Below are 23,643 nucleotides of genomic sequence, written 5' to 3' on the forward strand. Positions count from 1 at the left end.
CCCCGCGCGGCTCTCCGGACGCCGCAGCAAAGGCCTTCAATCGGGACGCCGCAAAGCAACGCCGGACGCCCAACCACGCGTCCCGGTAGGCACGGTGGACCGGTGTTCTGCCACTGATACGGACTCCGATTGAAAGGTGTTGGAAACACCTGGAAATCCGAGGGGGAGGAGCAGCGTCCTCATGGGCGTCTGTCCGCGACGATAGCGAGAAAGAGAAAAACATCCCTCCGGACGTGGAGTGTAGGAACCGGGAGAGCGCCGGTTCCTACACGAAACAAACGGAATCCGTATGACCGACGGCCGACACGATGAGCAGCGGAATCAGCGCCGCAGCAACTTCACCGCCCGCACCACGTCCTGCGGCGTGATCGGCTCGCCGGGATGCGCGCGGCAACCCGAGGCGTACTGCTCCAGAATCTGCTCGCCGGCGGCGTCCAGGGCGCTGCGCACGCCGCTCAGCTGAATCAGGATGTCGTGACAGTCCCGCGCCTCCTCGATCATGCGCTGAAGGCCGCGCACCTGACCCTCAATGCGGCGCAGTCTCTTCAGAACTTTCTCGTCGGTCTCGGTCAGCGGGGCCGGGGAAGATGGGGCAGTGGTCATGGCGCTCCTTTGGCAAGGTCAAGCAGATGGCGAAGCTGGGCGCCGCTGAGCGGACCCAGATGACGTGCCACCACGCGGCCGGTGGCGCTGACCGCCAGGGTGGTGGGAAAGCCGGTGATGCCCAGCGGGGCACTGAGGTCCTGGCCCTGCACCCACGTCTGCACCTCAAGAGTGTTGGTGTTCAGGAAAGTCTCCACCGTCGCGGCCGATTCTCCGACATTGACCAGCAGGACATTCGCCCCCTGGGCCTGCCGGGCCGCCAGCAGCGGCAGCTCCGAGCGGCACGGCCCGCACCAGGTGGCCCAGAAGTTAACGACACCGCCGGTGGGCACCGGGGCCGCCGGCTGAAGCCCCAGCGCGGTCAGCCGGGGCAGCGGGGTGCGGGGCAGGACGGTCTGCAGCTCCTGCGGGGCAGGCCGGAGCAGCCCGGGCAGGGCCGCGGCGACCACGGTCAGGGCCAGCGCACGCGCCAGCCCGGCGGGGAAGCGGCGCCGCGGCCACCACAGCGTCGTCAATCCCGCCACCATTCCAGGCCCCCACGCCCAGCCGCCCCGGCGAAGGTCCACGAGGTCCAGGACGTTTTCCAGCAGCGGTCGGCCGCCGTCCAGGCCCGGCAGCGCCGCCCACACCCGCGCCACCAGCAGCGTGACCAGCAGGGCGCGTTCCACGTGGGCAAAACGGGCCAGGGTGAGCCACGTCACCGCCCCCAGCACCAGCGTCAGGCTCGGCCAGCTCAGGTGCAGCGGCCCCAGGCCCAGGCCGTCCAGACCGAGGGTCATGGCCCCACCTCGGCGGTCCCCAAGGTCACCGGGTCACCGGATATCCGGCGGCGGCCCAGTCGTTCATGCCGCCGCCCACGTTCCGGACGTCCCTGTTTGCTTTTTTCAGGATGACGGTGGCCTGGGCGCTGCGGTTGCCGCTGCGGCAGATAACGTAGACCGGGCGGTCACCCGGCACCTCGTCGGCGCGGGCTTCCACCTGGTCAAGGGGCAGGTTGATGGCGCTGGCAATGTGTCCTTCCGCAAATTCGGCCGGCGTCCGGACATCCAGCAGGTACGCGCCGCCGTCCACAGCAGTCTTCAAGTCGTTGACCGTGACAGTGGAGAAACTGCTGGCGTGCGGCGCACAGGCCACGAGCATCAGGGCGCCGGTGAGTGGAAACAGGATCTGGAGCTTCTGGCGGGTCATGGGTCTGGGATTCTCCTGTCAAAGCGGGGCGGATGGGCAGCAATCGCACGAGTTGACCTTTCCGGTCACTTTGTTGACAGTATACCCCCCGGGGGTTTAAGGTCAAGACGTTGGCGCTCTGCCCCACCCCTGCCCAGGAGGTTGAAGATGTATTTCAAACGTTTTTATGACACCGATCTGGCCCAGGCTTCGTACATGCTGGGCTGCCAGAAAACCGGCGAATGCCTGGTCATTGATCCCGTGCGCGACATTGCCCTGTACCTGAACGAGGCTGAGGCTCAGAAGCTGCGAATCACCCACGTCACCGAGACCCATATCCACGCCGACTACCTGAGCGGCAGCCGCGAGCTGGCCCACGCCACGGGCGCAGCGCTGTATCTGTCGGACGAGGGAAATATCGACTGGAAGTACGGATTTGGGGGCATCAAGGTCTATGGCGGCAGCACCTTCATGGTGGGCCACCTGCAAATCGAGGTGAGGCATACCCCCGGCCATACCCCCGAGAGCATCTCCTTGCTGGTCACGGACACCCCGCGTGGCGATCAGCCCATCATGATCTTTACCGGCGACTTCGTGTTTGTGGGTGACATTGGCCGCCCCGACCTGCTGGACGAGGCGGCGGGCGGCGTGGACACCCGTTTTGAAGGCGCGCGGCAGATGTTTGCCAGCCTGAAGAATCAGTTTCTGACGCTGCCGGACTTTGTGCAGGTCTGGCCCGCCCACGGCTCGGGCAGTGCCTGCGGCAAGGCCCTGGGCGCGGTGCCCAGCACGACCGTCGGCTACGAGCGGGCGCTGGCGTGGTGGGCGGGCTACGTTCAGCGCGGTGACGAGCAGGGCTTTACCGATGAGCTGCTGGGCGGCCAGCCCGACGCTCCGCTGTATTACGGCCGCATGAAAACGCAGAACAAGGCCGGCCCCGCGTTGCTGGGCGAGGTGCCAGCGCTGCACAAGCTGAGGCCGGCCGACGTTCTGGCCCGCCTGCAGACCGGCACACGCCTGATCGACACCCGCGTCCGGGGGGAGCATCACGCCGCCGCGCCGCAACACAGCATCCACCTGCCCGACGGCAACACGCTGGAAACCTGGGCCGGCTGGCTGCTGGAGCCGCAGCGCGACTACGTGCTGATCGCTCCGGCTGGGCGGGCCGAGGCCATCCGCCGCCGCCTGTGGATGGTGGGCGTGGACCACGTGGTGGGCTTCGTCGAGGAAGTGGCCGGCCTCCAGACCCAGGACGCTCGGCCCTTCCCGGCCTCGGAGTGGCCCAGGCACCAGGGCGCGCTGATTCTGGACGTTCGCAACAAGACCGAACATCAAGACGGCGCGATTCCCGGCAGCGTGCAGCTGCACGCGGGCCGCCTGCCGTGGAAGCTGGGTGAGCTGCCCCGCGATCAGGACATCGTGGTGCACTGCCAGAGCGGGGCCCGCAGCGCCGCTGCCGCGAGCCTGCTGCGCGCCGAGGGCTTCAACGTCACCGAGCTGGAGGGCGGCTACGAGGCTTGGGCAAAGGCCCGGACCGACTCGCCACCCGCCTGACCCTCACCGCCTCCCTCTCCTGTTCCAAAAGGCTGACCCATGTTCGGATTCCTCAAAAAATGGCTGGGGGGCGCATCCGGCCCCGCCTCCCTCTCGCCGCAGGACGCCCAGGCGCTGGCAACATCTGGCGCGGTCATTCTGGATGTCCGCAGCGCCGCCGAGCGCAGGGCCGCCTTTATTCCCGGCAGCACCCACATCCCGCTGGACGAACTGCAGACGAAGCTGGCCCAGTTGCCCCGGCAGAAGACCATCATCTGCCAGTGTGCCAGCGGCAGGCGCAGCGCTCTGGCTACCCGCCTGCTGAGCGCTGCCGGACTGGACGCCCGCAACCTGCGCGGCGGCATCGCCGCCTGGCAGGGTGCGGGCCTGCCGACCAAATCGAAGTAGTGCCTCTGCGGCACATTCAGCTCCGAAACGCCCAAGTCCATCCGTCTCCAGAGCAGTCAGGTCGTCCAGCGGCCTGAGCGGCCCACCGCAAAAGGAGAACCACCCGTGAGCTATCAGGATATTTTTACCGCCGAGGTGGCCACCCGCGTCCGCGAGGGCGCTTACCTGTACGACGTGCGTGAAACAGACGAGTACGTGCAGGGCCACATCCCCGGAGCCATCAGCCTGCCGCTCTCGCAACTGGCCGGCCGCGAGAACGAGATTCAGACCCCCGCCATCATCGTGTGTCTGAGCGGAGGCCGTAGCGCGCAGGCCGCCAGGCATCTGGCCGCGCAGGGCAAACAGGACGTCATGAACCTGAACGGCGGCACCATGGGCTGGATCAGTGAGGGCCGCGAGGTCACGCAGGGCCCCCACCCTTGACGCTGCCCCTGATCGGCGCGGCGCTGATCGGACTGGCGCTGGGCCTGCTGGGCTCGGGCGGCAGCATCCTGACCGTGCCGGTGCTGGTCTATCTGGTGGGCGAACCGGACAAACTCGCCATCGCCGAAAGCCTGGCCATCGTGGGCGCGATCAGCGTGTTCGGAGCGCTGCGCTTCACCCTGAAGGGACAGGTGGAGTGGCGCCGGGTGGTGATGTTCGGGCTGCCCGGCGTGCTGGGAACAGCCATCGGCGCCGCCCTGAGCCGCGGGCTGCCGGGCAGCGTGCAGCTCACGATCTTCGCCGTGGTGATGCTGCTGGCCGCCGTCATGATGTTTCGCCCACCGGCCCGCGCGGCGGCCGCCAGCGGGCGCCGCCCGGCGCTGCTGACCGCCCTGGACGGTCTGGGCGTGGGCATGCTGACCGGGCTGGTGGGCGTGGGCGGCGGCTTTCTGATTCTTCCCGCGCTGGTCTTGCTGGGCGGCCTGCCCATGGGCATGGCGGTGGGCACCAGTCTGGCGATCATCACGCTGAACAGCTTCACGGGCTTCTACCGGCACGCCCAGCTGCTGCGCGGCACCCCGGACCACCTGAACTGGCCCTTGATCCTGACCTTCGCGGCCATCGGCGTCGCGGGCAGTCTCGTGGGCGCACGCCTCGGCGGCCGGGTCTCGAATGTCCGGCTCCGGCGCAGCTTCGCGGGCTTTCTGGTGGTCATGGGGGTGTTTGTGCTGGGCAGCAATCTTCCCAGGGTCATGCACCCCGTCACACAGGCGCAGGTGACGCAGCCGCCCTAACGGCAGTCCAGGAGTTCTTCCCCTTACCGTGAAGGTGAAGGGGCATTGAACGTGTGGGGCGGGGCACACCACCCCCAGCTCTGGTGGGGCGACTCGGAAAGGCCCGAGGGCCGCCCGCAGTCCGGTGCGGCGCCAGCGCCGAAGCACCGCCAGATGACAACTTTATTCGGGCAGCATTGACTTTTCCTTCATTTTCGCCCTACCATACGCCCACGCGGTTAATCGTCTCCGGTGAGGGTCTGGACCGCTGCCCAGTGGCCTCGACGCGGCCCGGGCGGTGGCCGGTTTCCATGTCTTCACTTCAGGACGCACGCAGGACCGGAGGACGCCTTGACAGACCATGCGCTGGGAGACGACGCCCTATCCGAACGGAACCATTCGCCCGACACCCACGACCGGTATGACCCCCGCTTCGCCCCCACCCACCCTCCGCTGAGCGCCCACGAGGCCACGGTGGAGGCGCATCGCTGCCTGTACTGCTACGACGCGCCGTGCATTCAGGCCTGCCCCACCCACATCGACATTCCCACCTTTATTCGCAAGATCGCCACCGACAATCTGCGCGGCAGCGCCCGCACCATTCTGGAGGCCAACTTCCTGGGCGGCACCTGCGCCCGCGTCTGCCCCGTCGAGGAACTGTGCGAGGGCGCCTGCGTGCTAAACGCCGAGGACAAGCCCATCGCCATCGGGCGGCTGCAACGCCACGCCGTGGATCACGTTCAGCAGCGCGGCGTGCCGCTGTTCCAGCCTGGGCCGCCCACCGGCCGCCGCGTCGCCGTGGTCGGCAGCGGCCCGGCGGGCCTGAGCGTCAGCGCCGAGCTGGCCAAACTGGGCCACGCCGTCACGCTGCTGGAAAAACGCGAGCTGGGCGGCGGCCTGAGCACCTACGGCATCATCGTCCTGCGCGAGCCGGTCGAGGTCTCGCTGCGCGAGGTGGAGGCCGTGCGGGCGCTGGGCGTGACGGTGGAAACCGGGCACGAACTGACCGGCAAGGCTGGGCTGGACACGCTGCTGTCGGAGTACGACGCCGTGTTCCTGGGCCTGGGCCTGGGCGCGGTGCCGGCCATGGGCATTCCCGGCGAGGAACACCTGATCGACGGCCTGCAGTACATCGAGGACAGCAAATTGCATCCTGAACGGCTGCCTCACTCGGCAAATGTCGTGGTGATCGGGGCGGGCAACACCGCCATCGACGCCGCCACGATTGCCCGGCGGCGCGGCGCGGACGTGACCATGCTGTACCGCCGCACCGAAGCGGAGATGACCGCCTACCGCCACGAGTACGAGTTCGCGCTCTCGGAGGGCATTGGGTACCGTTTCCTGACCCAGCCGGTGCGGGTGGTCTCAGAAGACGGAAAAGTGAAGGGCGTGGAGTGCGTAAAAATGGTGCTGGGCGTCCCGGACACCGGGGGGCGGCCCACGCCCAGACCCCTGCCCGGCAGTGAATTTGTGGTGCCCGGCGACGCCGTGATCAAGGCCATCGGCCAGGAGAAACCCGCGCTGGCCCACGAACTGGGGCTGGATGTTTCTGGCGGCTATATCGTCGTCAACCCCAAGATGCAGACCAGCCTGCCGCGCGTGTACGCCGGGGGCGACTGCGTCAGGGTGCGCGGCACCGCCAGCACGGTGATGGCGGTGCAGGACGGCAAGTACGCCGCCGCCGCCATTCACGGGCAGCTCTTGCAACACGCCGAATCCCACCCCCAGGAGGCCGCCCATGGCTGATCTCTCGGTCAATTTTGCCGGCATCCGCGCGCCCAACCCCTTCTGGCTGGCCTCCGCACCGCCCACCAACAGCGGGGCGCAGATTCACCGCGCTTTCGAGCACGGCTGGGGCGGAGCCGTGTGGAAGACCATTGGCGCGCCGGTGCTGAACATCAGCAACCGCTACGCGGGCCTGAGCATCGCCGGGCAGCGGCTGCTGGCCATCAACAACGTCGAGCTGATCAGCGACCGCCCGCTGGACGTGAACCTGCGCGAGATCGCCGAGATCAAGCGGCTGTGGCCGGACCGGGCCGTGATCGTCTCGGCGATGGTGGACGCCAGCCCCGAAGCGTGGCGCGAGATCGTGATGATGATCGAGGACACCGGGGCGGACGGCATCGAACTGAATTACGGCTGTCCCCAGGGCATGAGCGAGCGCGGCATGGGCGCGGCGGTGGGTCAGGTGCCGGAGATGTGCGAGCTGAACACGCACTGGGTCACGTCGGTGACGAGGCTGCCGGTGATCGTCAAGCTGACGCCCAACGTCACGCGCATCACCGAACCGGCCCACGCCGCCATCGCGGGCGGGGCCAACGCGCTGAGCCTGATCAACACCATCAATTCGGTAATGAGCGTGGATCTCGACACCCTGCAGATCACGCCCAACATCGGCGGGCGCGGCACCCACGGCGGTTACGCGGGGCCGGCGGTCAAGCCGATTGCCCTGAACATGCTCACCGAACTGCTGACCGACCCTCAGGTGCTGAGAAGCGGCGTCCCGGTGTGTGGGATGGGCGGGATCGTCACATGGAAGGACGCCGCCGAGTTCCTGCTGCTGGGCGCGGGGGCCGTGCAGGTGTGCACCGCTGCCATGCACTACGGCTACCGCATCGTGGAGGACATGATCGACGGCCTGTCCAACTGGATGGACGACAAGGGCTTTGCCACCATTGCCGACGTTTCGGGCCGGGCGCTGCCGCAGGTCAGCACCTTTGGCGAGCTGGACCTGGGCTATCAGGCGGTGGCGCGGATTGACCCGGACAAGTGCATCCAGTGCAACCTGTGCTACGTGGCCTGCAACGACACGGCGCACCAGTGCATCGATCTGGTGGCCGGAAACGGGGTGAGGGTTGATCCCGGCTACGACGTGCGGGTCAACGGCAAGGCGGTGGCCGACACCCGCCCGACGCCCGTCGTGCGCGAGCCGGACTGCGTGGGCTGCGCGCTGTGCGCCAACGTCTGCCCGGTGGACGGCTGCATCACGATGGTCAGCGTGCCGGGCACCCAGCAGAGCGTCAGCTGGGACGCCCTGACGGCCCAGCGACCCGAGATCGCCTCCAGCTGGGACGCCATGATGGCCTACCGCGCGGAGCAGGGCATCGAAATCCATTGACAAGAACCGATTTGACAAGGCGTTGAGTGAGGCCAGACCCCCTGACCGCCGCCTGTGAGGACGCAACTATGACCCTGCTCATCAAGAACGGCCAGATCGTCACGGCACAACAGCAGTACGCGGCAGACATTCTGATCGAGGGCGAGACCATTGCCATGATCGGGGAGAACCTGATTGCGCCGGAGGGCATCGAGACCATCGACGCGGCGGGGCACTACGTTTTTCCCGGCTTTATCGATCCGCACGTGCACGTCCACCTGCCGTTCATGGGCACGTTTGCCAAGGACACCCACGCCACCGCGTCCCAGGCCGCGCTGATCGGCGGCACCACCACCTTCATCGAGATGCTGGCCCCCGCCGGCAGCGATGAACTGCGCGACGGCTGGAACACCTGGACGGGGATGGCCAAGAACAGCAGCGCCTGCGACTACACCTTCCACATCGGCGTGACGCGCTGGGACGGAGAGACCGAGCAAACCCTACGTGAACTGGTGGCGGACGGCATGACCTCGTTCAAGGTGTTTCTGGCCTACAAGGGTGCGTTCGGCATCGAGGACAGCGCCCTGTTCAACACGCTGACGCTGGCGAAAGAACTGGGCGTGGTGGTCACCGCCCACTGCGAGAACGCCGAGCTGGTGTCGCAACTTCAGGCCAAGCTGCTGGCGGAAGGCAAGACGGGGTCCGGGTGGCACGAACCCAGCCGCCCCGAACAGGTGGAGGCCGACGGCACCGCCCATTTCGCCACCTTTCTGGAGATGACCGGGGCGGAGGGCTACGTGGTTCACCTCTCGAACGCCAAAGCCCTGAAAGCCGCGCTGGACGCCCGTAAACGCGGCGTGAACATCCATATCGAGTCCGTGATCCCCCATTTCCTGCTGGACAAGACGTTTGCCGAGCGCCCCGGCGTGGAGGGCGCGAAATACGTGATGAGTCCGCCGCTGCGCGACAAATTAAACCAGGCGGCGCTGTGGCAGGCGCTCAAGGACGGCGAGATCGATACGGTGGCCACCGATCACTGCCCCTTCGACGTGGCGCAAAAGCACATGGGGGACAATAATTTTACCCTGATTCCCAACGGTATTCCCGCCATCGAAGACCGCGTGAACCTGCTGTACACCTACGGCGTCAGTCGGGGCGGCCTGAGCCTGAACCGTTTCGTGGACGCCGCCAGCACCCGCGCGGCGCAGATTTTCGGGCTGTACCCGAAGAAGGGCGCGATCGAGGTGGGCTCAGACGCCGATCTGGTGATCTACGATCCGCAGTACCGGGGCACCATCAGCGCGGCCACGTCACACGTCAACAACGACTACAGCGGCTTCGAGGGCTTCGAGATCGACGGGCGGCCCCGCGTGGTCACGGTGCGCGGGCAGGTCGCCGTGCGCGACGGCCAGTTTGTGGGCGAACCGGGGCGTGGGCAGTTGCTGCGGCGCTCACCGCGCCCGGCACCGCGGCAAAAGGTTCCGGGTTGACGGCCGCCGCGCCCGTGCCGACGCTGCGGGGAACGGGGCAGCCGGCCGTTCACCTCAAGGACCTCAACATGGTCTTCCGGGGGGCGCAGGGCGACACCGTGGCCCTGCAGGACGCCAATCTGGACATCGGGCAGGGCGAGTTCATCAGCCTGATCGGCCCCAGCGGCTGCGGCAAGACCACGCTGCTGCGGCTGATGGCGGACCTGATCACGCCCACGGGCGGCGAACTGCTGATCGGCGGCCGGTCGCCCGCGCAGGCGCGGCAGGAACGCGCCTACGGCTACGTGTTTCAGGCCCCCGCCCTGCTGGAATGGCGCACCGTGCTGAACAACGTGCTGCTGCCGCTGGACGTGATGGCCGGGTCTCAGCAAAAGATGTCGAAGGCCGCCCGACAGGCCCGCGCCCACGAGATGTTGAGGCTGGTGGGGCTCGAAGGCTTCGCGGGCCGTTACCCCTGGCAGCTGTCGGGGGGCATGCAGCAGCGCGTGAGCATCGCCCGCGCCCTGGCCTTCGATCCGGGCCTGCTGCTGATGGACGAGCCGTTCGGCGCGCTGGACGAGATCACGCGCGAACACCTGAACGGCGAGTTGCTGCGGCTGTGGCAGGAAACGGGCAAGACGGTGGTGTTCGTGACGCACGGCATCAGCGAGGCCGTCTTCCTCAGCACCCGCGTCGTGGTGATGACCTCGCGGCCCGGCAAGATCGAGGGCGTGGTGGACATTGACCTGCCGTACCCCCGAAACGTCGAAACCCGCGAGAGTCCGCGCTTCTTTGAGCTGGCGACGCGGGTGCGCGAGCTGCTGCGCCGGGGGCATGGGTTCGACGCCGATGGTTAAAGCTCGCCGTCCCGTCATGGCTGGAAGCCTCGGCCCCATGCTGGTCGTGGCCGCCGCCGCGCTGCTGCTGTACTGGCCGCTGATGCTGTGGGCCAACGTCGGCGCGGCGCAGCGCAGCCTGAACAGCGGCGCGGAACTGGGCTGCGCCACGGCCCTGGCCTGCGCCACCCAGCTCAGAAACCCGGTGCTGCCGGCCCCGGCGCAACTGGGCCGCAGCCTGCAGGCCATGAGCGTGCCGCCGCTGGCCCCCACCAGCGTGCCGTACAACACGCTGGTCACGGCGAGGGAAACCGTCGTGGGCCTGCTGATCGCCTCCGTGCTGGGCGTCCTGCTGGCCGTCGCGCTGGTGGGCAGCCGCGCCTTCGAACGCCTGACCCTGCCGTGGCTGATCGCCTCGCAGACCGTGCCGGTGATTGCCCTGGCCCCCATGCTGGCGGTGGTGCTGGGGCAGTACGGCGTGCAGGGCTGGCTGCCCAAGGCGCTGATCGCCGCCTACATCGCGTTTTTTCCGGTGGCGGTGGGCGTGGCGGCAGGATTACGCAGCCCCGATCCCATGCAGGAAGACCTGCTGACCACCTACCGCGCCTCGGGCTGGCAGACCTTCTGGACCCTGCGGCTGCCCGCCAGCCTGCCTTTTCTGTTCACGTCGCTGAAAGTGGCCGCCACCGCCGCGCTGATCGGCTCGATTGTGGCGGAAATCAGCACCATCAGTTTTTCGGGGCTGGGCAAGATGCTGGCCGAGAATTCGCGGGCCAGTGACACGCTGGCGCTGTGGGTGATCATGCTGTACGGCGCCGGGCTGGGCATCGCGCTGGTGGCCGTGCTGGGCCTGATCGAGAGGCTGGTGACGCCGTGGCGAGCCGGACAGTCGCGCTAGGCCGGGGCCGGACGGGCCGGCTGCCGGGGCGGGGGTGGCTGGCGCTCGCGCTGGGTGCGGCGTTGCTGCTGGCCGCCGTCTGGAACGTCTGGAGCTTTCCGCTGGACGGTGTGCCGCCCGGACGCAAGGCCACCAGCCTCGCCTTGATCGTGCTGGGGCTGGCGGGGGGAATATCTGGCCTGGCCGCGCTGGCCCGCCGGATGACCGGTCTGGTGCCGGCGCTGCTGGCCGCCCTGCTCACGCTCCTCGCGGTGGAGGGCCTGCTGCGCGCTTACGGCGTCCCGCCGGGCCTGATTCCCACGCCCACGCGGGTGGCGACGGCGCTGTACACCTCCCGCAGCGTGCTGCTGGGCGACGCCCGCGTGACCTTCGTGCAGGAGGCGCTGCTGGGCTACCTCGCCGGGGTGGGGGCCGGCATCGTGGTGGCGCTGGCTGCCGTCCGCTTCCCCTTCCTGGAACGCGGCGCGCTGCCCTACGCCGGCCTGTTCGCCAGCATTCCCATCGTGGCGCTGGCCCCGGTCATCGTCAAGGCCTTCGGGCTGGAGTGGCCGAGCAAGGCGATCATCGTCGCCATCACGGTGTTCTTTCCGGTGGTGGTGAACGTGGTGCGCGGCCTTCAGAGTGCCAGTCCACTGCTACTGGACCTGATGCAGACCTACGCAGTCACCCCCGCCGCCTCGTTCCGGCTGGTGAGGGTGCCGAGCGCCCTGCCGTTTCTGTTCAACGCCCTGAAAATCGGGGCGACGCTGGCCCTGATCGGCGCGATTGTCGGCGAATTCTTCGGCACCACCGGGCAGGGCCTGGGCTTCCGGATTCAGATCGAGGCTGGGCGCTTCAATCTGGACATCGTGTGGGCGGCCATCGTGATCGCCTCGGTGCTGGGCATTGCGTTCTACGGGGTGATCTCGTGGCTGGAAATGAGGTTTACAAGCTGGCACGCCAGCCGTCGACAACCGGGCTGAAAGATCAGATTCCTCCACCTGTCTTAATCCGACTTTTCCCACCACTGCGCCACCGCGCGCCCGGAGGAACACATGAACAAAAGCATCCTGTCCGCCCTGACCGCCGTCCTCGTTGTCTCGGCCCTGAGCAGTGCCAGCGCGGCCAATGTGCCGGTGAGGATGCAGCTCAAGTGGTTTCCGCAGGCGCAGTTCGCGGGCTTTTTCGTGGCCCAGGCCAAGGGCTTTTACAAGGCCGAGGGGCTGGACGTGACGCTGCTGCCCATCGGGGACCAGTCGCCGATTCAGACCGTCGCCACTGGAGCTGCGGACTTCGGCACCACCTGGATCACCGACTTGCTGACCGCCCGCCAGCAGGGCCTGCCCGTGGTGCACATCGCGCAGCTGTTCCAGAAGAGCGGCTACACCCTGGTGGCGCTGAAATCCAGCGGACTGACCGACCCCAAGCAGTTTGCCGGCAAGCGCGTCGGCGTGTGGCCCAGCGGCAACGAGTATCCGGCGGTGGCGCTGCTGAAAAAATACGGCATGACCACCAGCCTGGACAGCACGGTGGCCAACCCCAGCGTGCAGGCCGTGACGTACCCTTTCGATCCCAGCCTGGTCTTCCCCGACAAGGTGGACCTGGTCTCGGCCATGACCTACAACGAGATCGATCAGATCGTGGGGCTGGGCTACCCGCTGGACAAGCTGAAGGTCTTCAACGTCAGCGATTTCGGCGTCAACCTGCTGGAAGACCTGATGTTCACCACCCAGAAGACGCTGGACAGCAAGAATTTCAAGAACAGCGGCCTGAGCGGGCAGGAGGTGGCGGCCCGGCTGGTGCGCGCCACCCTCAAGGGCTGGAATTACGCCGTGGCCAACCAGAAGGAAGCCGTGCAGATCGTGCTGGTCAACTGCGGCAACACCTGCAAGGGCTCGGGCACGCGCTCCAGCGCCGCCGGGCACCAGACCTGGCAGATGGCCGAGGTCGCCAAACTGTACCGGGCCGGGCAGACCCTCAAGGGCAACGCCGGACTGCTTGACCGGGTCACGTACGACGCCAACGTCAAGCAACTGATGGATCTGGGCATCCTGAAATCGGCCCCCAGCGCCGGGGCCGTGACCTACAGCGTGTGGGAGAAGGCGACGGGCAAGAAGGCGAAGTAAGGACCGGGCCAACCAACTTCCAACGGTGGGGCGTAGGCTGGGGGCATGTCTGCGACTCTGCCGCGCCCCACACTCTGTCTCGCTGAGCGTTCCTGCCCCGGTCAGTCCGGGGGACGGGCATGACCCCCTGGCCGGTCCAGGAGGGGGTGTTCGAGCTGGGCGACTGGCCAGCCGAACGCGGCGGCGTGATCCGCAGCGCCCGGCTGGCGTGGCAGACGCACGGCACGCTGAACGCGGCCCGCGACAACGTGATCGTGTACCCGACGAGCTACACGGCCACGCACGACGGCCAGAGCTGGGCCATCGGCCCGGACAGCATCCTTGATCCAGAGCGGTATTTCATCGTCATTCCGGACATGTTCTCCAACGGGCTGTCGTCGGGCGCTGCGAACACCCCGGACTACCCGGCGGTGGTGACCCTGCGCGACAACGTGCTGGCGCAGGAGCGGCTGCTGCGCGAGGTGTTCGGGGTTACACATCTGGCCGCCGCCTACGGCTTCTCGATGGGGGCCATGCAGGCCTACCACTGGGCCGCGCTGTTTCCGGAGCGGGTGCAGCGTGCCTTTGTGGTGTGCGGCAGCGCCCGCACCGCCCCGCACAACCGGGTGTTCCTGTCGGGGCTGCTGCGAACGCTGGAGGCCGCGCCGGAGTACATCGGGAACGGCCAGTTCAGCGCCGTACCGCACGGCACGCTACGGGCCTTCGGCCACATCTACGCGGGCTGGGGCCTGAGTCAGGACTTCTACCGTCAGGACCTGTTTCGCACCGTCCTGGGCGCCCCCGATCTGGAGACGTACCTGCAGACCGACTGGGAGGCGAGTTTTGCGGCCCGCGACGCCGCCAATCTGTACGCGCAGGCGCTGACGTGGTTCCACGGGGACATCAGCGCCAACGCCCTGTACGGCGGCGACCTCGCGGCGGCGCTGGGCGCAATTCAGGCGCGGGTGCTGCTGCTGCCGGGTGAAACGGACCTGTATTTCCGGGTGGCCGACAACGCCGCCGAACGGGCGCACCTGAAACACGGTGAACTGAACCCCATCCCCTCAGTGTGGGGCCACCGGGCCGGCAGTCCCGCCGGACTGCCGCAGGAACTGGCCTTTTTGAAGGGGGCGGTGCGCGGCGCACTGGCCACAGAGTCGCCCTGACCCGGCTTTTTCGCTAAGCTGGACCATGACCCTCAATCCAACGCGAACCCTGGACGAACTCAAAGCGCTGCGCGAACTGACCGGCGACGCGGATGGGGCGCAGCGGGTGGCCTTTACAGACCTGTGGGTCACGGCCCGTAAATTCCTGACCGATAAACTCGCGGATTTGCCGGTTGAGGTCCACACCGACGCGGCGGGCAACCTGTGGGCCACCCTGGCGGGTGAGTCCAGCAAAGAACTGCTGATCGGCGGCCACATCGACAGTGTGCCGAACGGCGGCTGGCTGGACGGCTGCCTGAATACGCTGGCCGGTCTGGAAGTGCTGCGCCGCCTGTCGGAGCAGGGCAAACCGCCCGTGACCGTGCGACTGGTGGACTGGGCCGACGAGGAAGGGGCCCGCTTTGGCCGCAGCCTGTACGGATCGAGCGCGGCGGGGGGCAACATCGACGTTGCCGAAATGCAGAAGCTCAGGGACCGGGATGGAATCGGGTTAGAGGAGGCGCTGGAGCGGGTGGGCATCACGCTGGCGGACGCCCCCAACGCGCGCGAGGAACTCAAGAACGCCGCCGCATATCTGGAGCTGCACATCGAGCAGGGGCCGGTGCTGGAAGGCCTGGGGCTGCCGCTGGGCACGGTTCTCGGGACATTCGGAGTAGAGCGGCACACCATCACCTTTCACGGGCAGGCGGCGCATTCGGGCAGCACGCCCATGAACGTGCGCCGCGACGCCTTCCGGGCCGCCGGGCAATTCTCGCAGGAGATTTATGCCATTGCCGAGCGCCACAGCGGAGTGTGTACGATTGGCAGTTGCACCACGCTTCCAGGCATCGTCACCAGCGTGGTGGAGACCTGCGAGATCACCCTGGATCAGCGCAATCTGGAGGCGCACAGACTCGCGGCCATGTGGCAGGACGCGCAGGCCGCCGCCACACAGTTTGCCGAGGAAGGCGGCTGCACCGTGACCTTCGGCGATTTGTGGAACATCGAACCCATCCTGTTTCACCCGGAGCTGATTGAGGCGGCCGACGCCTCCATCCTCGAAATCGTTCCTGTCAGTCACCGCCTGCCCAGCGGCCCACTGCACGACGCGGCAGAGGTGGCCCGCGCCGGGGTCCCCACCGTGATGCTGTTCGTCCAGAGCCTGCGCGGCATCAGCCACAACAAGATCGAGGACACCGAGGAAGCGCACATCCTGCAAAGCGTGGAGGCGCTGGATCGGCTGACGGACCGAACGATGGCGTGGATCGGGAGATGAGCGGCCCGGCGACGGACGCCGCAGCCAGGGTCAGTCGTTACAGCCCCAGAACAGACCGGGCGATCAGGAAATAGATGACCAGCCCGGTGCCGTCCACCAGCGTCGTGATGAAGGGCGCGGATACCACCGTCGGATCAAAACGCAGCCGGCGCAGCGCCAGCGGCAGCGCCGCGGCCACCACCGAGGACCAGATCGTGATGGCCGCGATGGCCAGGGCCACCACCGTGCCCACGTCCATACCCACGCCCAGCATCCACGCCCGCCCGAAGGCGATGACGGCCATCACCACGCCGATCAGCAGCCCCACCGCGAATTCCTTGCCCAGAATCCAGCGCAGGTCCCGCAGGCCCAGATCGTCCACTGCCATGGCGCGGACCAGGGTGGTGGTGATCTGGCTGCCGACGTTGCCCCCGGTGCCCAGCAGCAGCGGGATAAAGAACGCCAGGGCCACGACCTGCTCCAGCGTGTCCTCGAAGTAGCGCATCACGTTGCCGGTGTACGCCTCCGCGACAAACAGGGCCAGCAGCCAGGGCAGCCGTTTGCGAAACAGCAGCGTGGCCCCGGCGCGGCGGTACGGCATCTCCAGCGGTTGCGAGCCGCCCAGGCGCTCGAAGTCCTCGGTGGCCTCCTCTTCCAGCACGTCGGCGACGTCGTCCTCGGTCAGGATGCCGACCAGGTGGCCCTGCGCGTCCAGCACCGGGAGGGCCAGCAGATCGAGGCGCACCAGCAGCCGCGCGGCCACCTCCTGATCGGTGTCCACCTGCACCGAGACCGGGTGGGGGGTCATCAGCCCACGCACGGGCGTCTCTGGCGGGGCCAGCACCAGGTCACGCAGCGAGAGAATGCCCAGGAACGCCCCGCCGCCGTCCACGACGTAGACGGAGTACACCGTCTCCGCCTCGCGGGCGGCCTGCCGGATGGCCCCGATGGCCTGATCGGCGCTGAGGTGCGGTTGCACGGCGACGAACTGCGGCGTCATGCGCCCGCCCGCGGTGTCCGGCGGGTAGGTCAGCAGCTGGCGCAGGCGGGCGCCTTGCTCGGCGGGCAGCCGGCCCAGCAACTCCTGGGCAGCCCCGGCCCGCAGGTGCGCCAGCAAGTCCACCGCGTCGTCCGGGTCCAGGGCCCGCAACAGCGCGGCCCCCTGCGGCGGCGGCAACTGTTCGGCCAGCTCCGCTGCGGTGCGCGGCGGCACCTCGGCCACGATCTCGGGCAGCAGTGCGGTGGGCAGACGCAGGGCCGCCTCTCGCAACTCGTGGGACGGCAGCCGCACGAGGACCCAGGCCCACTCCGCCGCGCCCAATGGGCCGGTGACCGTGTCCAGAGGGGCCGTCCCCTCCTCGCGCAGCGCCCGGCGCACCTCGTCCAGCTGCCCTTCCAGTGCCGTCATCCATCCTCCATGCGCCCACTATCACACGCCCTGTGGGGCCGGGGCAGGCAGGTCAAGGCCACGGCAGCCCCATGCCGTGCTCCGGCGGGGACACGACCTTCAGGAAGAGCCGCACTTCAAGCCCCCCGACATGCACAGGACGGGCCGCCTCCCAGGGAAGCGGCCCGCCTGAGCATGAGGCTTACAGGCTTAGAGGTTGCCTTTGAGGGTGCTGGCGACCTTGAAGGCCACCTTCTTGCCGGCGGGAATCTGGATCTTCTCGCTGGTGCCGGGGCGCACGCCGGTGCGGGCGGCGGTGTCCTTGACGCTCAGGGTGCCCAGGCCGGGCAGGCCGACGCTCTGGCCGCCCTTGATCGAGCTGACCACGGCGTCCAGCATGGCGCTGACGGCTTCCTCGCTCTGCTTCTTGGTCAGGCCGGTCTTGTCGGCGACCATTTCCACCAGCTGGGTCTTGGCGACCTTGTTGCTGGCGCTGGGGGCGGCCTTGGCGCTGGCAGGAGCAGCTTTGGCAGCAGGCTTTTTGGCGGCGGGCTTCGCAGTCTTTTTCGTCATGGTGAGCAGCATGACATATGGAATGGCGCTTGGGAAGGGGGGTGGGGTGCAAAGACGCCCGCCAGCACGTCCTTATTCTCTTTTCATTTGGGAAAACTCTGTCCAGCACACGCTTTTTCGTTAAGGCAGTGAAACGCCGTGGTACACGCCAAAAGCCATTGATTAAGAAATTTCGGGCCGCTGCCCCCGACGGTGACGTGAGATTGGTCTGGCACGCTACACTCTGGGCATCAACAATCCTGTTTTTCCAGCGTCATCACGGCGAGCAACCGACCAGGAGGTTCATTTCATGACCCAGCACTCTCCCGCAACCACGGCAGCCCCTTCCCAGAGCCAGGGCCACTACTGGCCGCCCTTCAAACCCCGCACCCTGACCCTGCCGCAGACCGGCATCATGCATAACCTGCGCGTCAGTGCCGAGCGCTATCCCGACAAGGTGGCGCTGTGGCACTACGGGCGAGAGCTGACCTACCGCGAACTGCACGACCAGGCCACCCGTCTGGCCGGGCATCTGGCCGCCCAGGGCGTGGGCAAGGGCGACCGGGTGGCGCTGTGGATGCAGAACAGCCCCGCGTGGGTGATCGGCGCCTTCGCCGCGTGGCAGCTGGGGGCGGTGGTGGTGCCGCTGGCCCCGATGCTTCAGGCGCGTGAGTTTGGCTTCTTCCTGCAAGACGCGGGCATCCGGGTGGGCGTTGTGGGGGCAGAGCTGTACGAGAAGGCCAAACAGGCCGGGCTGCAGCACGCCGTCGTGGCGAACGTGATGCGCGGCACCGACGCGGGCGCGGCCGGCGTCCCGCTGCCCGAGGGACTGGACGTGGAGGCTGCGCCGCAGGACGGCGACGTCACCCTGGAAGACGCGCTGCAGGCGGACCCCGCTCCCGCCGCCGACGTGTCCTCGGACGATCTGTGCGTGATGCCCTACACCAGCGGCACCACCGGGCTGCCCAAGGGCTGCATGCACACGCACCGCAGCGTGCAGGCCAACGTGTTCGGCGCGGGCGTGTGGGTGGACGGCAACCTGGAAGACGTCTTCCTGGCCGCGCTGCCGTACTTTCATGTCACCGGTTTCGTCAACAGCCTGCTGACCGGCCTGACCAACGGCGCCAGGATCGTGATCATGTCGCGCTGGGACCGCGACGTGGCCCGCACGCTGATCCGCGAGCAGGGCGTGACGCTGTGGACCAACACGCCCACCATGGTGATCGACATGATGGCCTCGCCGAACTTCGATCCGGCGGATCTGAGAAGTTTGCGCAACGTCACCGGGGGCGGGGCCAGCCTGCCCGCCTCCGTGGGCCAGAAACTGCTGGACGCCACCGGCATCCTGTTTCTGGAAGGCTACGGCCTGTCCGAGACCATGGCGCAGTCACACAGCAATCCCAAGGGCCGCCAGAAGCTGCAGTGCCTGGGCGTGCCGCTGTTCAACGTCGATTCGCGCATCATTGACCTGGACACCGGGCAGGAACTGCCTGCAGGCCAGATCGGCGAGATCGTCATTCGCGGTCCGCAGGTCATGCAGGGCTACTGGAACCGCCCGGAAGCCACCGCCGAGGCCTTCATGGACATCGACGGCCAGCCGTTCTTCCGCAGCGGCGACCTGGGCTATATGGACGAGGAGGGGTATTTCTTCTTCACGGACCGGCTCAAGCGCATGGTGAACGTGTCGGGCATGAAGGTCTGGCCCGCCGAGGTGGAAAACAAACTGCACGCCCACCCCGCCGTGCAGGAAGCCTGCGTGATCAGCGTGCCGGACGAGCGCAGCGGCGAGCGTGCCCGCGCCCTGATCGTGCTGAAGCCTGGAGCCACCGCCACCGGCGAGGACATCGAGAAATGGGCGCGTGAGCAGATGGCCAGCTACAAGGTGCCGCGCGACTATGAGTTCGTGGACAGCCTGCCGCGCAGCCCCACCGGGAAGGTGGCGTGGCGGCCCCTGCAGGAAGCGGCGCGGGCCGCGATGGCCAGCGGCTGAACCCAAAGTTGCCCTGATACGGATTCCGTTTGTTTCGTGTAGAAATCGGGACAGCTCCGATTTCTACACTCCACGTCCGGAACCCGTTTTTCTCTTGCCCGCTCTGCTCGGATTTCCAGGTGTTATCAACACCTTTCAATCGGAGTCCGTATGATATCGGCGCGAGCACCGAAATGGAATCAAAAGAGAGGTGGAGCCACAGACCCGGCTCCACCTCTCCCCTGTCCCGTCTGGGGCGCTAGCCCTCGTTCAGCCAGATGTAGCGGGCCAGCAGCAGGGCGCCCACCACATACAGAATAGGACTGACTTCTTTGGCCCGGCCGCTGAGCAGCTTGATGGCGCAGTAGCTGATGACGCCCAGGCTCACGCCGTTGGCGATGGAAAAGGTCAGCGGCATGGTGATGATGGTCAGGAAGGCTGGCAGACTGTCGGCGATGTCGTCCCAGTCGATGTGGCGCACGCCGTCCATCATCAGGGCGCCCACCAGGATCAGGGCGGGGGCGGTGGCGGCGCCGGGAATGGCCGAGGCCAGCGGCCACAGGAACATGCTCAGCAAGAACAGCACCGCCACCGTCACGGCGGTCAGGCCGGTGCGGCCGCCCTCGCCGACGCCGGCGGCGGATTCCACGTAGGCAGTGGTGGTCGACGTGCCCATGAACGCGCCGAACATGGCGGCCAGGCCGTCCATCGAGAACAGGCGGCGGGCACGCGGCATGTTGCCCTGCGCGTCAATGAAACCCGCGCGCTGCGACAGCCCGGTCAGGGTGCCGGTGGCGTCGAAGAAGTCCACGAAGAAGAAGGTAAAGACCACGCTCAGCAGGCCCAGGCCCAGCGCGCCCACGATGTCCATCTGGCCCACAAGCGCGCCCGGCCAGACCGGCGTGCCGAAAATGCCCAGGAACGAGCCATCGAAGCCGGGGAAGGCACGCAGCGCGCCCTCCGGCCCACCCGCGTACACGGCGGCCCCGGTCACGATGCCCAGCACCGTGGTCGCCAGGATGCCGTACAGGATGGCTCCGGTGACCCGGCGGGCCATCAGCGCGGCGGTCAGGATCACGCCGACGCACGCCAGCCACACCGTCGGCGAGGCGAACGAGCCCATGCCCACCAGCGTCGCCGGGTTGGCAATCACGATGCCCGCGTTCTTGAGGCCCAGAAACGCCAGGAACGCCCCGATGCCCCCGGTGATGGCAAACTTCAGCGAGTTGGGAATGGCCTGCACGATGGCCTGCCGCGCCCCCAGCACGCTCAGCAGCACGAACAGCACGCCGCTGATGAACACCGCCCCCAGCGCCGTCTGCCACGGCACGCCCATGCCCTGTACCACCGTGAAGGCGAAGAACGCATTCAGGCCCATGCCCGGCGCCTGCGCGAAGGGGTACTTGGCCACCACGCCCATGACCAGCGAACCGAAGGCCGCCGCAATCGCCGTGGTCATCAGCAGCTGCACGAAGGCGTTGGGCACGTTGATCGCCGTGGACAGCACCTGCGGGTTGACGAACAGGATGTAGCTCATGGTCAGGAAGGTGGTCAGGCCCGCGCGCATCTCCTGCGTGACGCTGGAGTTCTGGGCGCTGATCCCGAAGTAGCGGTCCAGGCCCGACAGCGGGGCGAGGGGGGCAGCGGGGCGGGGTGCGGCTGGATCAGACATAGGGTCTCCTTTGCGCCCTTCGCGGAACCGGAAAAGGGCTGGTACGGGAACAGTTCATGGGGGCCGGAAGATGTATGAGCCAGACTACTGTACATGCGGTTCAGGTGAGGCCAGCATTAAGACGCCAGGACAGGCGATTGTTTTCCCGACTCGTCGCGCAGGGGATCGGCAGGACGCGCGTACACCTCTTCGCCGCCCACCCACACCTGGGCCACGTCGGCCTGGGTGCCGTTAGCGAACAGGGCGGCCAGCGTCTCGGAGGGGCTGCCAGCGTGGTTCAGAATCGCGGCCAGCGTACTGCCCGCAGGCGGACGCAACCACACGGCGTCGAAGGCCTTGCCGGCACTGAAGTCCCCAATTTGATCGTGTAGATCCAGCGCCTCGGCCCCCGCCCGCGTGGACAGGTACAGCAGGTGCGCGGGCGTCAGCGGCAGGCCATCACGGCCCTGAAGCTGCTGCATGAAGTACGCCTGCAAGCCTTCCTTGAGCATCGAGAAGCCGGTGCCACCGCCCACGTCGGTGCCCAGGGCCACATGCACCCCGGCGTTCAGGTGGCGCCTCAGGGGAAACAGCCCGCTGCCCAGCGCCGAGTTGCTGCACGGACAGTGCGCGGCGCTGCACCGGTGCGCGGCCATCTGCCCCAGTTCGCGGTCGGTGGTGTGGACGCTGTGCGCCAGCACCCCCCGGCGGCCCAGCAGCCCGGCACGCTCGTAGGTGTCCAGGTAATCCAGGTGGCCGGGAAACAGCTCGCGCACCGTCTGCACCTCCGCCACGTTCTCGTTGATGTGGCTGGTGAAGTGCACGTCCGGAAATTCGGTCATCAACGCGGCGCAGGCCTCCAGGATGCCCTCACTGGCCGACAGGCTGAAGCGCGGCGTCACGGCGTAGCGGGCGCGGCCCACCCCGTGCCAGCGCTCAATCAGCGCTTTGCCCTCGGCGTAGGCCAGCTCCGGGGTGGTGTGCAGTTCGGGGCGCAGCAGCCGGTCACTGACCACCTGTCCGGCCACGGTTCGCAGCCCGGTCTGCGCGGCCTCCTCGAAAAAGATGTCCATTGCCCCCTTGAAGTGCGAGCCGAAGACCAGCGCCGTGGTGGTGCCGTTGCAGCGCAGACCGTGCAGGAAATCCTGGGCCACGGCGCGGGCGTAGGCGCTGTCGCTCAGCCGCGCCTCTTCCGGCAGCGTGACGTGTTCGAGCCAGTCCAGCAGCGGGCGGCCCAGCCCGCCGATGATGCGCACCTGCGGGTAATGCACGTGCGTGTCGATGAAGCCGGGCAGCAGCACGCCGCCGCGCAGCTCGGTCACGCGGGCCGTCGGATGGGCGGCGCGCAGCGCCGAGAACTCGCCGCTCGCGAGGATGGTGCCGCCGTTCACCAGCAGCCCGCCGTCCTGCTGAACGTGCAGGGCGCCCTCGTTCTGGAAGGCGTTGAAGGGCGTGTGCATGAAGGCGGCGCGGTACAGGGTGGGGGTCATGGTTGCCTCTGGGGGGTCTGGTGTTGGGCTGGCCGGTGTTGGGCCGACTGGGATGCGGAAGAAAGGGGGTGGAGGGTGGCCGCCCCGTCGGCTTCCAGCCGCTGCACGAGCTGCGCGGCCACGCCCACGGCGATCACGGCGGGCGTCTTGCCGACGATGCCCGGCAGCCCGATGGGGGTGGTGATGCGGGCTAGGTCTGCGTCGGTGTGGCCCTCGCGCCGCAGCTGATCCTGAAAGCGAATCCACTTGACCGCCGAGCCGATCAGCCCGATGAAGCCCAATTCAGGCCGCCGCAGCGCCGCGTCGCACAGGGCGGCGTCCTCGGCGTGGTCATGGGTCAGGATCAGGATGTGCGAGCCAGGCGGCAGCTCGTGCAGCGTCATTTCGGGAATGGGCGAGTGGTGAATTTCGGTTCTCGCCGCGCCGCCCTGCAACGGGGCCAGCCGTTCGGGGGTCAGTTGCGCGGCCCGCGAATCCACCAGATGCAGGTTCAGCGGCAGCCTGGAGAGGATCAGCCCCAGCTCCAGCCCCACGTGCCCGACGCCGAAGATGGCGACGTGCGGGCGCACCGTCTGAAGGGGTTCGAGCAGCAGGGTGACCTCGCCGCCGCAGCACTGGCGGCCATGTTCGTTGCTGGCCGCGTCGGTCAGGCGCAGCGTCAGCAGTTCCGGCGCCGTCGCCGACACCGTGAGCATGGCCCGCGCCCGCTCGGTGGCAGTGGCCTCCAGGTTGCCACCGCCCACGCTGTCCCAGCTCGTTTCCAAGCTGACCACCATCTTGGCCCCCGCCTCGCGCGGCGCGTGACCCCGCACGGCGGCGACGGTCACCAGCACGCCGGGAGTGGCGGTGTCGTGCAGGTGCTGGACGGCGGAAAGCCAGTTCATGACGCGGGACGGAACGGCA

22 protein-coding genes are annotated in these 23,643 nt (G+C 67.8%); 14 read left to right on the forward strand and 8 right to left on the reverse strand.

The window, feature by feature from the left end; all coding sequences use genetic code 11:
• Positions 1-321: 321 nt before the first annotated feature.
• The 3 genes from FHR04_RS00485 to FHR04_RS00495 are packed head-to-tail and all read right to left on the reverse strand — an operon-like array spanning position 322 to position 1,791.
• On the reverse strand, positions 322-603 hold the full coding sequence (locus FHR04_RS00485) for a metal-sensitive transcriptional regulator (RefSeq protein ID WP_139399849.1): 282 nt from the start codon (positions 601-603) through the stop codon (positions 322-324).
• Positions 600-1,382: a TlpA family protein disulfide reductase gene (locus FHR04_RS00490; RefSeq protein WP_139399851.1), complete on the reverse strand. Its 783-nt coding sequence runs from the start codon at positions 1,380-1,382 to the stop codon at positions 600-602. Before FHR04_RS00490 ends, FHR04_RS00485 begins: the two co-directional genes overlap by 4 nt.
• A gap of 25 nt (positions 1,383-1,407) precedes the next feature.
• On the reverse strand, positions 1,408-1,791 hold the full coding sequence (locus FHR04_RS00495; protein WP_139399853.1) for a rhodanese-like domain-containing protein: 384 nt from the start codon (positions 1,789-1,791) through the stop codon (positions 1,408-1,410).
• A gap of 147 nt (positions 1,792-1,938) precedes the next feature.
• Between FHR04_RS00495 and FHR04_RS00500 the strand changes: the two genes are divergently transcribed.
• From FHR04_RS00500 to FHR04_RS00560, 13 genes are all read left to right on the forward strand, one after another.
• On the forward strand, positions 1,939-3,324 hold the full coding sequence (locus tag FHR04_RS00500; RefSeq protein WP_139399855.1) for an MBL fold metallo-hydrolase: 1,386 nt from the start codon (positions 1,939-1,941) through the stop codon (positions 3,322-3,324).
• 39 nt (positions 3,325-3,363) lie between these two features.
• Positions 3,364-3,711 (forward strand): rhodanese-like domain-containing protein, encoded by a 348-nt coding sequence (locus FHR04_RS00505; protein ID WP_139399857.1) that lies wholly within the window; start codon positions 3,364-3,366, stop codon positions 3,709-3,711.
• A gap of 105 nt (positions 3,712-3,816) precedes the next feature.
• Complete coding sequence (locus FHR04_RS00510; RefSeq protein ID WP_139399859.1) at positions 3,817-4,134, forward strand: rhodanese-like domain-containing protein; 318 nt, start codon at positions 3,817-3,819, stop codon at positions 4,132-4,134.
• On the forward strand, positions 4,131-4,928 hold the full coding sequence (locus FHR04_RS00515) for a sulfite exporter TauE/SafE family protein (RefSeq protein ID WP_139399861.1): 798 nt from the start codon (positions 4,131-4,133) through the stop codon (positions 4,926-4,928). The genes FHR04_RS00510 and FHR04_RS00515 overlap by 4 nt, the downstream gene beginning before the upstream one ends.
• A 330-nt stretch (positions 4,929-5,258) precedes the next feature.
• Positions 5,259-6,653 (forward strand): NAD(P)-dependent oxidoreductase, encoded by a 1,395-nt coding sequence (locus FHR04_RS00520; protein WP_249038900.1) that lies wholly within the window; start codon positions 5,259-5,261, stop codon positions 6,651-6,653.
• The gene (gene preA / locus FHR04_RS00525; RefSeq protein ID WP_139399863.1) at positions 6,646-8,025 is read left to right on the forward strand and encodes an NAD-dependent dihydropyrimidine dehydrogenase subunit PreA; all 1,380 of its coding nucleotides are present in this window, start codon (positions 6,646-6,648) and stop codon (positions 8,023-8,025) included. The genes FHR04_RS00520 and preA overlap by 8 nt, the downstream gene beginning before the upstream one ends.
• A 68-nt stretch (positions 8,026-8,093) precedes the next feature.
• Entirely contained in the window at positions 8,094-9,494 is a 1,401-nt protein-coding gene (hydA, locus tag FHR04_RS00530) for a dihydropyrimidinase (protein ID WP_139399865.1), read from the forward strand.
• On the forward strand, positions 9,491-10,330 hold the full coding sequence (locus FHR04_RS00535; RefSeq protein WP_249038901.1) for an ABC transporter ATP-binding protein: 840 nt from the start codon (positions 9,491-9,493) through the stop codon (positions 10,328-10,330). Before hydA ends, FHR04_RS00535 begins: the two co-directional genes overlap by 4 nt.
• Before the next feature lie 37 nt (positions 10,331-10,367).
• The gene (locus tag FHR04_RS00540) at positions 10,368-11,207 is read left to right on the forward strand and encodes an ABC transporter permease (protein ID WP_139399868.1); all 840 of its coding nucleotides are present in this window, start codon (positions 10,368-10,370) and stop codon (positions 11,205-11,207) included.
• Complete coding sequence (locus tag FHR04_RS00545) at positions 11,183-12,169, forward strand: ABC transporter permease (RefSeq protein ID WP_249038902.1); 987 nt, start codon at positions 11,183-11,185, stop codon at positions 12,167-12,169. Before FHR04_RS00540 ends, FHR04_RS00545 begins: the two co-directional genes overlap by 25 nt.
• A 72-nt stretch (positions 12,170-12,241) precedes the next feature.
• Complete coding sequence (locus tag FHR04_RS00550) at positions 12,242-13,312, forward strand: ABC transporter substrate-binding protein (protein ID WP_139399870.1); 1,071 nt, start codon at positions 12,242-12,244, stop codon at positions 13,310-13,312.
• Positions 13,313-13,431: 119 nt separating this feature from the next.
• Positions 13,432-14,457 carry an alpha/beta fold hydrolase gene (locus FHR04_RS00555; protein WP_139399872.1) on the forward strand — a complete coding sequence of 342 codons (1,026 nt, stop codon included), beginning with the start codon at positions 13,432-13,434 and terminating at the stop codon, positions 14,455-14,457.
• Positions 14,458-14,482: 25 nt separating this feature from the next.
• The gene (locus tag FHR04_RS00560) at positions 14,483-15,712 is read left to right on the forward strand and encodes a hydantoinase/carbamoylase family amidase (RefSeq protein WP_139399873.1); all 1,230 of its coding nucleotides are present in this window, start codon (positions 14,483-14,485) and stop codon (positions 15,710-15,712) included.
• A 37-nt stretch (positions 15,713-15,749) separates the two neighbouring features.
• Here the strand turns inward: FHR04_RS00560 and mgtE are convergent, their stop codons facing one another.
• Both mgtE and FHR04_RS00570 read right to left on the reverse strand, forming a co-directional pair.
• Positions 15,750-17,099, reverse strand: coding sequence for a magnesium transporter (gene mgtE / locus FHR04_RS00565; protein ID WP_139399875.1), 1,350 nt, complete (start codon positions 17,097-17,099; stop codon positions 15,750-15,752).
• 189 nt (positions 17,100-17,288) lie between these two features.
• A complete protein-coding gene (locus FHR04_RS00570) occupies positions 17,289-17,663 on the reverse strand; it encodes an HU family DNA-binding protein (protein WP_139399877.1) in 375 nt (124 codons plus the stop codon).
• Between the two features lie 277 nt (positions 17,664-17,940).
• On the opposite strand from FHR04_RS00570, the gene FHR04_RS00575 reads away from it, so the two are divergent.
• Complete coding sequence (locus FHR04_RS00575; RefSeq protein ID WP_139399879.1) at positions 17,941-19,620, forward strand: long-chain fatty acid--CoA ligase; 1,680 nt, start codon at positions 17,941-17,943, stop codon at positions 19,618-19,620.
• A 238-nt stretch (positions 19,621-19,858) separates the two neighbouring features.
• On the opposite strand, the gene FHR04_RS00580 is transcribed toward FHR04_RS00575, so the two are convergent.
• The 3 genes from FHR04_RS00580 to xdhC all read right to left on the reverse strand — a co-directional run bounded on the left by FHR04_RS00580 (position 19,859) and on the right by xdhC (position 23,624).
• Complete coding sequence (locus FHR04_RS00580) at positions 19,859-21,271, reverse strand: NCS2 family permease (RefSeq protein WP_139399881.1); 1,413 nt, start codon at positions 21,269-21,271, stop codon at positions 19,859-19,861.
• Between the two features lie 116 nt (positions 21,272-21,387).
• Positions 21,388-22,740, reverse strand: coding sequence for a guanine deaminase (guaD, locus tag FHR04_RS00585; protein ID WP_139399883.1), 1,353 nt, complete (start codon positions 22,738-22,740; stop codon positions 21,388-21,390).
• Positions 22,737-23,624 carry a xanthine dehydrogenase accessory protein XdhC gene (gene xdhC / locus FHR04_RS00590; protein WP_139399885.1) on the reverse strand — a complete coding sequence of 296 codons (888 nt, stop codon included), beginning with the start codon at positions 23,622-23,624 and terminating at the stop codon, positions 22,737-22,739. Before xdhC ends, guaD begins: the two co-directional genes overlap by 4 nt.
• Between the last annotated feature and the right edge of the window lie 19 nt (positions 23,625-23,643).

This window comes from Deinococcus radiopugnans ATCC 19172 (assembly GCF_006335125.1).
Classification (GTDB): Bacteria; Deinococcota; Deinococci; order Deinococcales; family Deinococcaceae; genus Deinococcus; species Deinococcus radiopugnans.

Bases quoted from the DNA above. Each gene is read 5' to 3' on its own strand.
- FHR04_RS00485 (WP_139399849.1), bottom strand. From the start codon at position 603: ATGACCACTGCCCCATCTTCCCCGGCCCCGCTGACCGAGACCGACGAG.
- FHR04_RS00495 (WP_139399853.1), bottom strand. From the start codon at position 1,791: ATGACCCGCCAGAAGCTCCAGATCCTGTTTCCACTCACCGGCGCCCTG.
- guaD (WP_139399883.1), bottom strand. From the start codon at position 22,740: ATGACCCCCACCCTGTACCGCGCCGCCTTCATGCACACGCCCTTCAAC.
- FHR04_RS00540 (WP_139399868.1), top strand. From the start codon at position 10,368: ATGCTGGTCGTGGCCGCCGCCGCGCTGCTGCTGTACTGGCCGCTGATG.
- FHR04_RS00575 (WP_139399879.1), top strand. From the start codon at position 17,941: ATGACCCAGCACTCTCCCGCAACCACGGCAGCCCCTTCCCAGAGCCAG.
- FHR04_RS00580 (WP_139399881.1), bottom strand. From the start codon at position 21,271: ATGTCTGATCCAGCCGCACCCCGCCCCGCTGCCCCCCTCGCCCCGCTG.
- preA (WP_139399863.1), top strand. From the start codon at position 6,646: ATGGCTGATCTCTCGGTCAATTTTGCCGGCATCCGCGCGCCCAACCCC.
- FHR04_RS00555 (WP_139399872.1), top strand. From the start codon at position 13,432: ATGACCCCCTGGCCGGTCCAGGAGGGGGTGTTCGAGCTGGGCGACTGG.
- FHR04_RS00490 (WP_139399851.1), bottom strand. From the start codon at position 1,382: ATGACCCTCGGTCTGGACGGCCTGGGCCTGGGGCCGCTGCACCTGAGC.
- mgtE (WP_139399875.1), bottom strand. From the start codon at position 17,099: ATGACGGCACTGGAAGGGCAGCTGGACGAGGTGCGCCGGGCGCTGCGC.
- xdhC (WP_139399885.1), bottom strand. From the start codon at position 23,624: ATGAACTGGCTTTCCGCCGTCCAGCACCTGCACGACACCGCCACTCCC.
- FHR04_RS00505 (WP_139399857.1), top strand. From the start codon at position 3,364: ATGTTCGGATTCCTCAAAAAATGGCTGGGGGGCGCATCCGGCCCCGCC.
- hydA (WP_139399865.1), top strand. From the start codon at position 8,094: ATGACCCTGCTCATCAAGAACGGCCAGATCGTCACGGCACAACAGCAG.
- FHR04_RS00570 (WP_139399877.1), bottom strand. From the start codon at position 17,663: ATGCTGCTCACCATGACGAAAAAGACTGCGAAGCCCGCCGCCAAAAAG.
- FHR04_RS00500 (WP_139399855.1), top strand. From the start codon at position 1,939: ATGTATTTCAAACGTTTTTATGACACCGATCTGGCCCAGGCTTCGTAC.
- FHR04_RS00560 (WP_139399873.1), top strand. From the start codon at position 14,483: ATGACCCTCAATCCAACGCGAACCCTGGACGAACTCAAAGCGCTGCGC.
- FHR04_RS00550 (WP_139399870.1), top strand. From the start codon at position 12,242: ATGAACAAAAGCATCCTGTCCGCCCTGACCGCCGTCCTCGTTGTCTCG.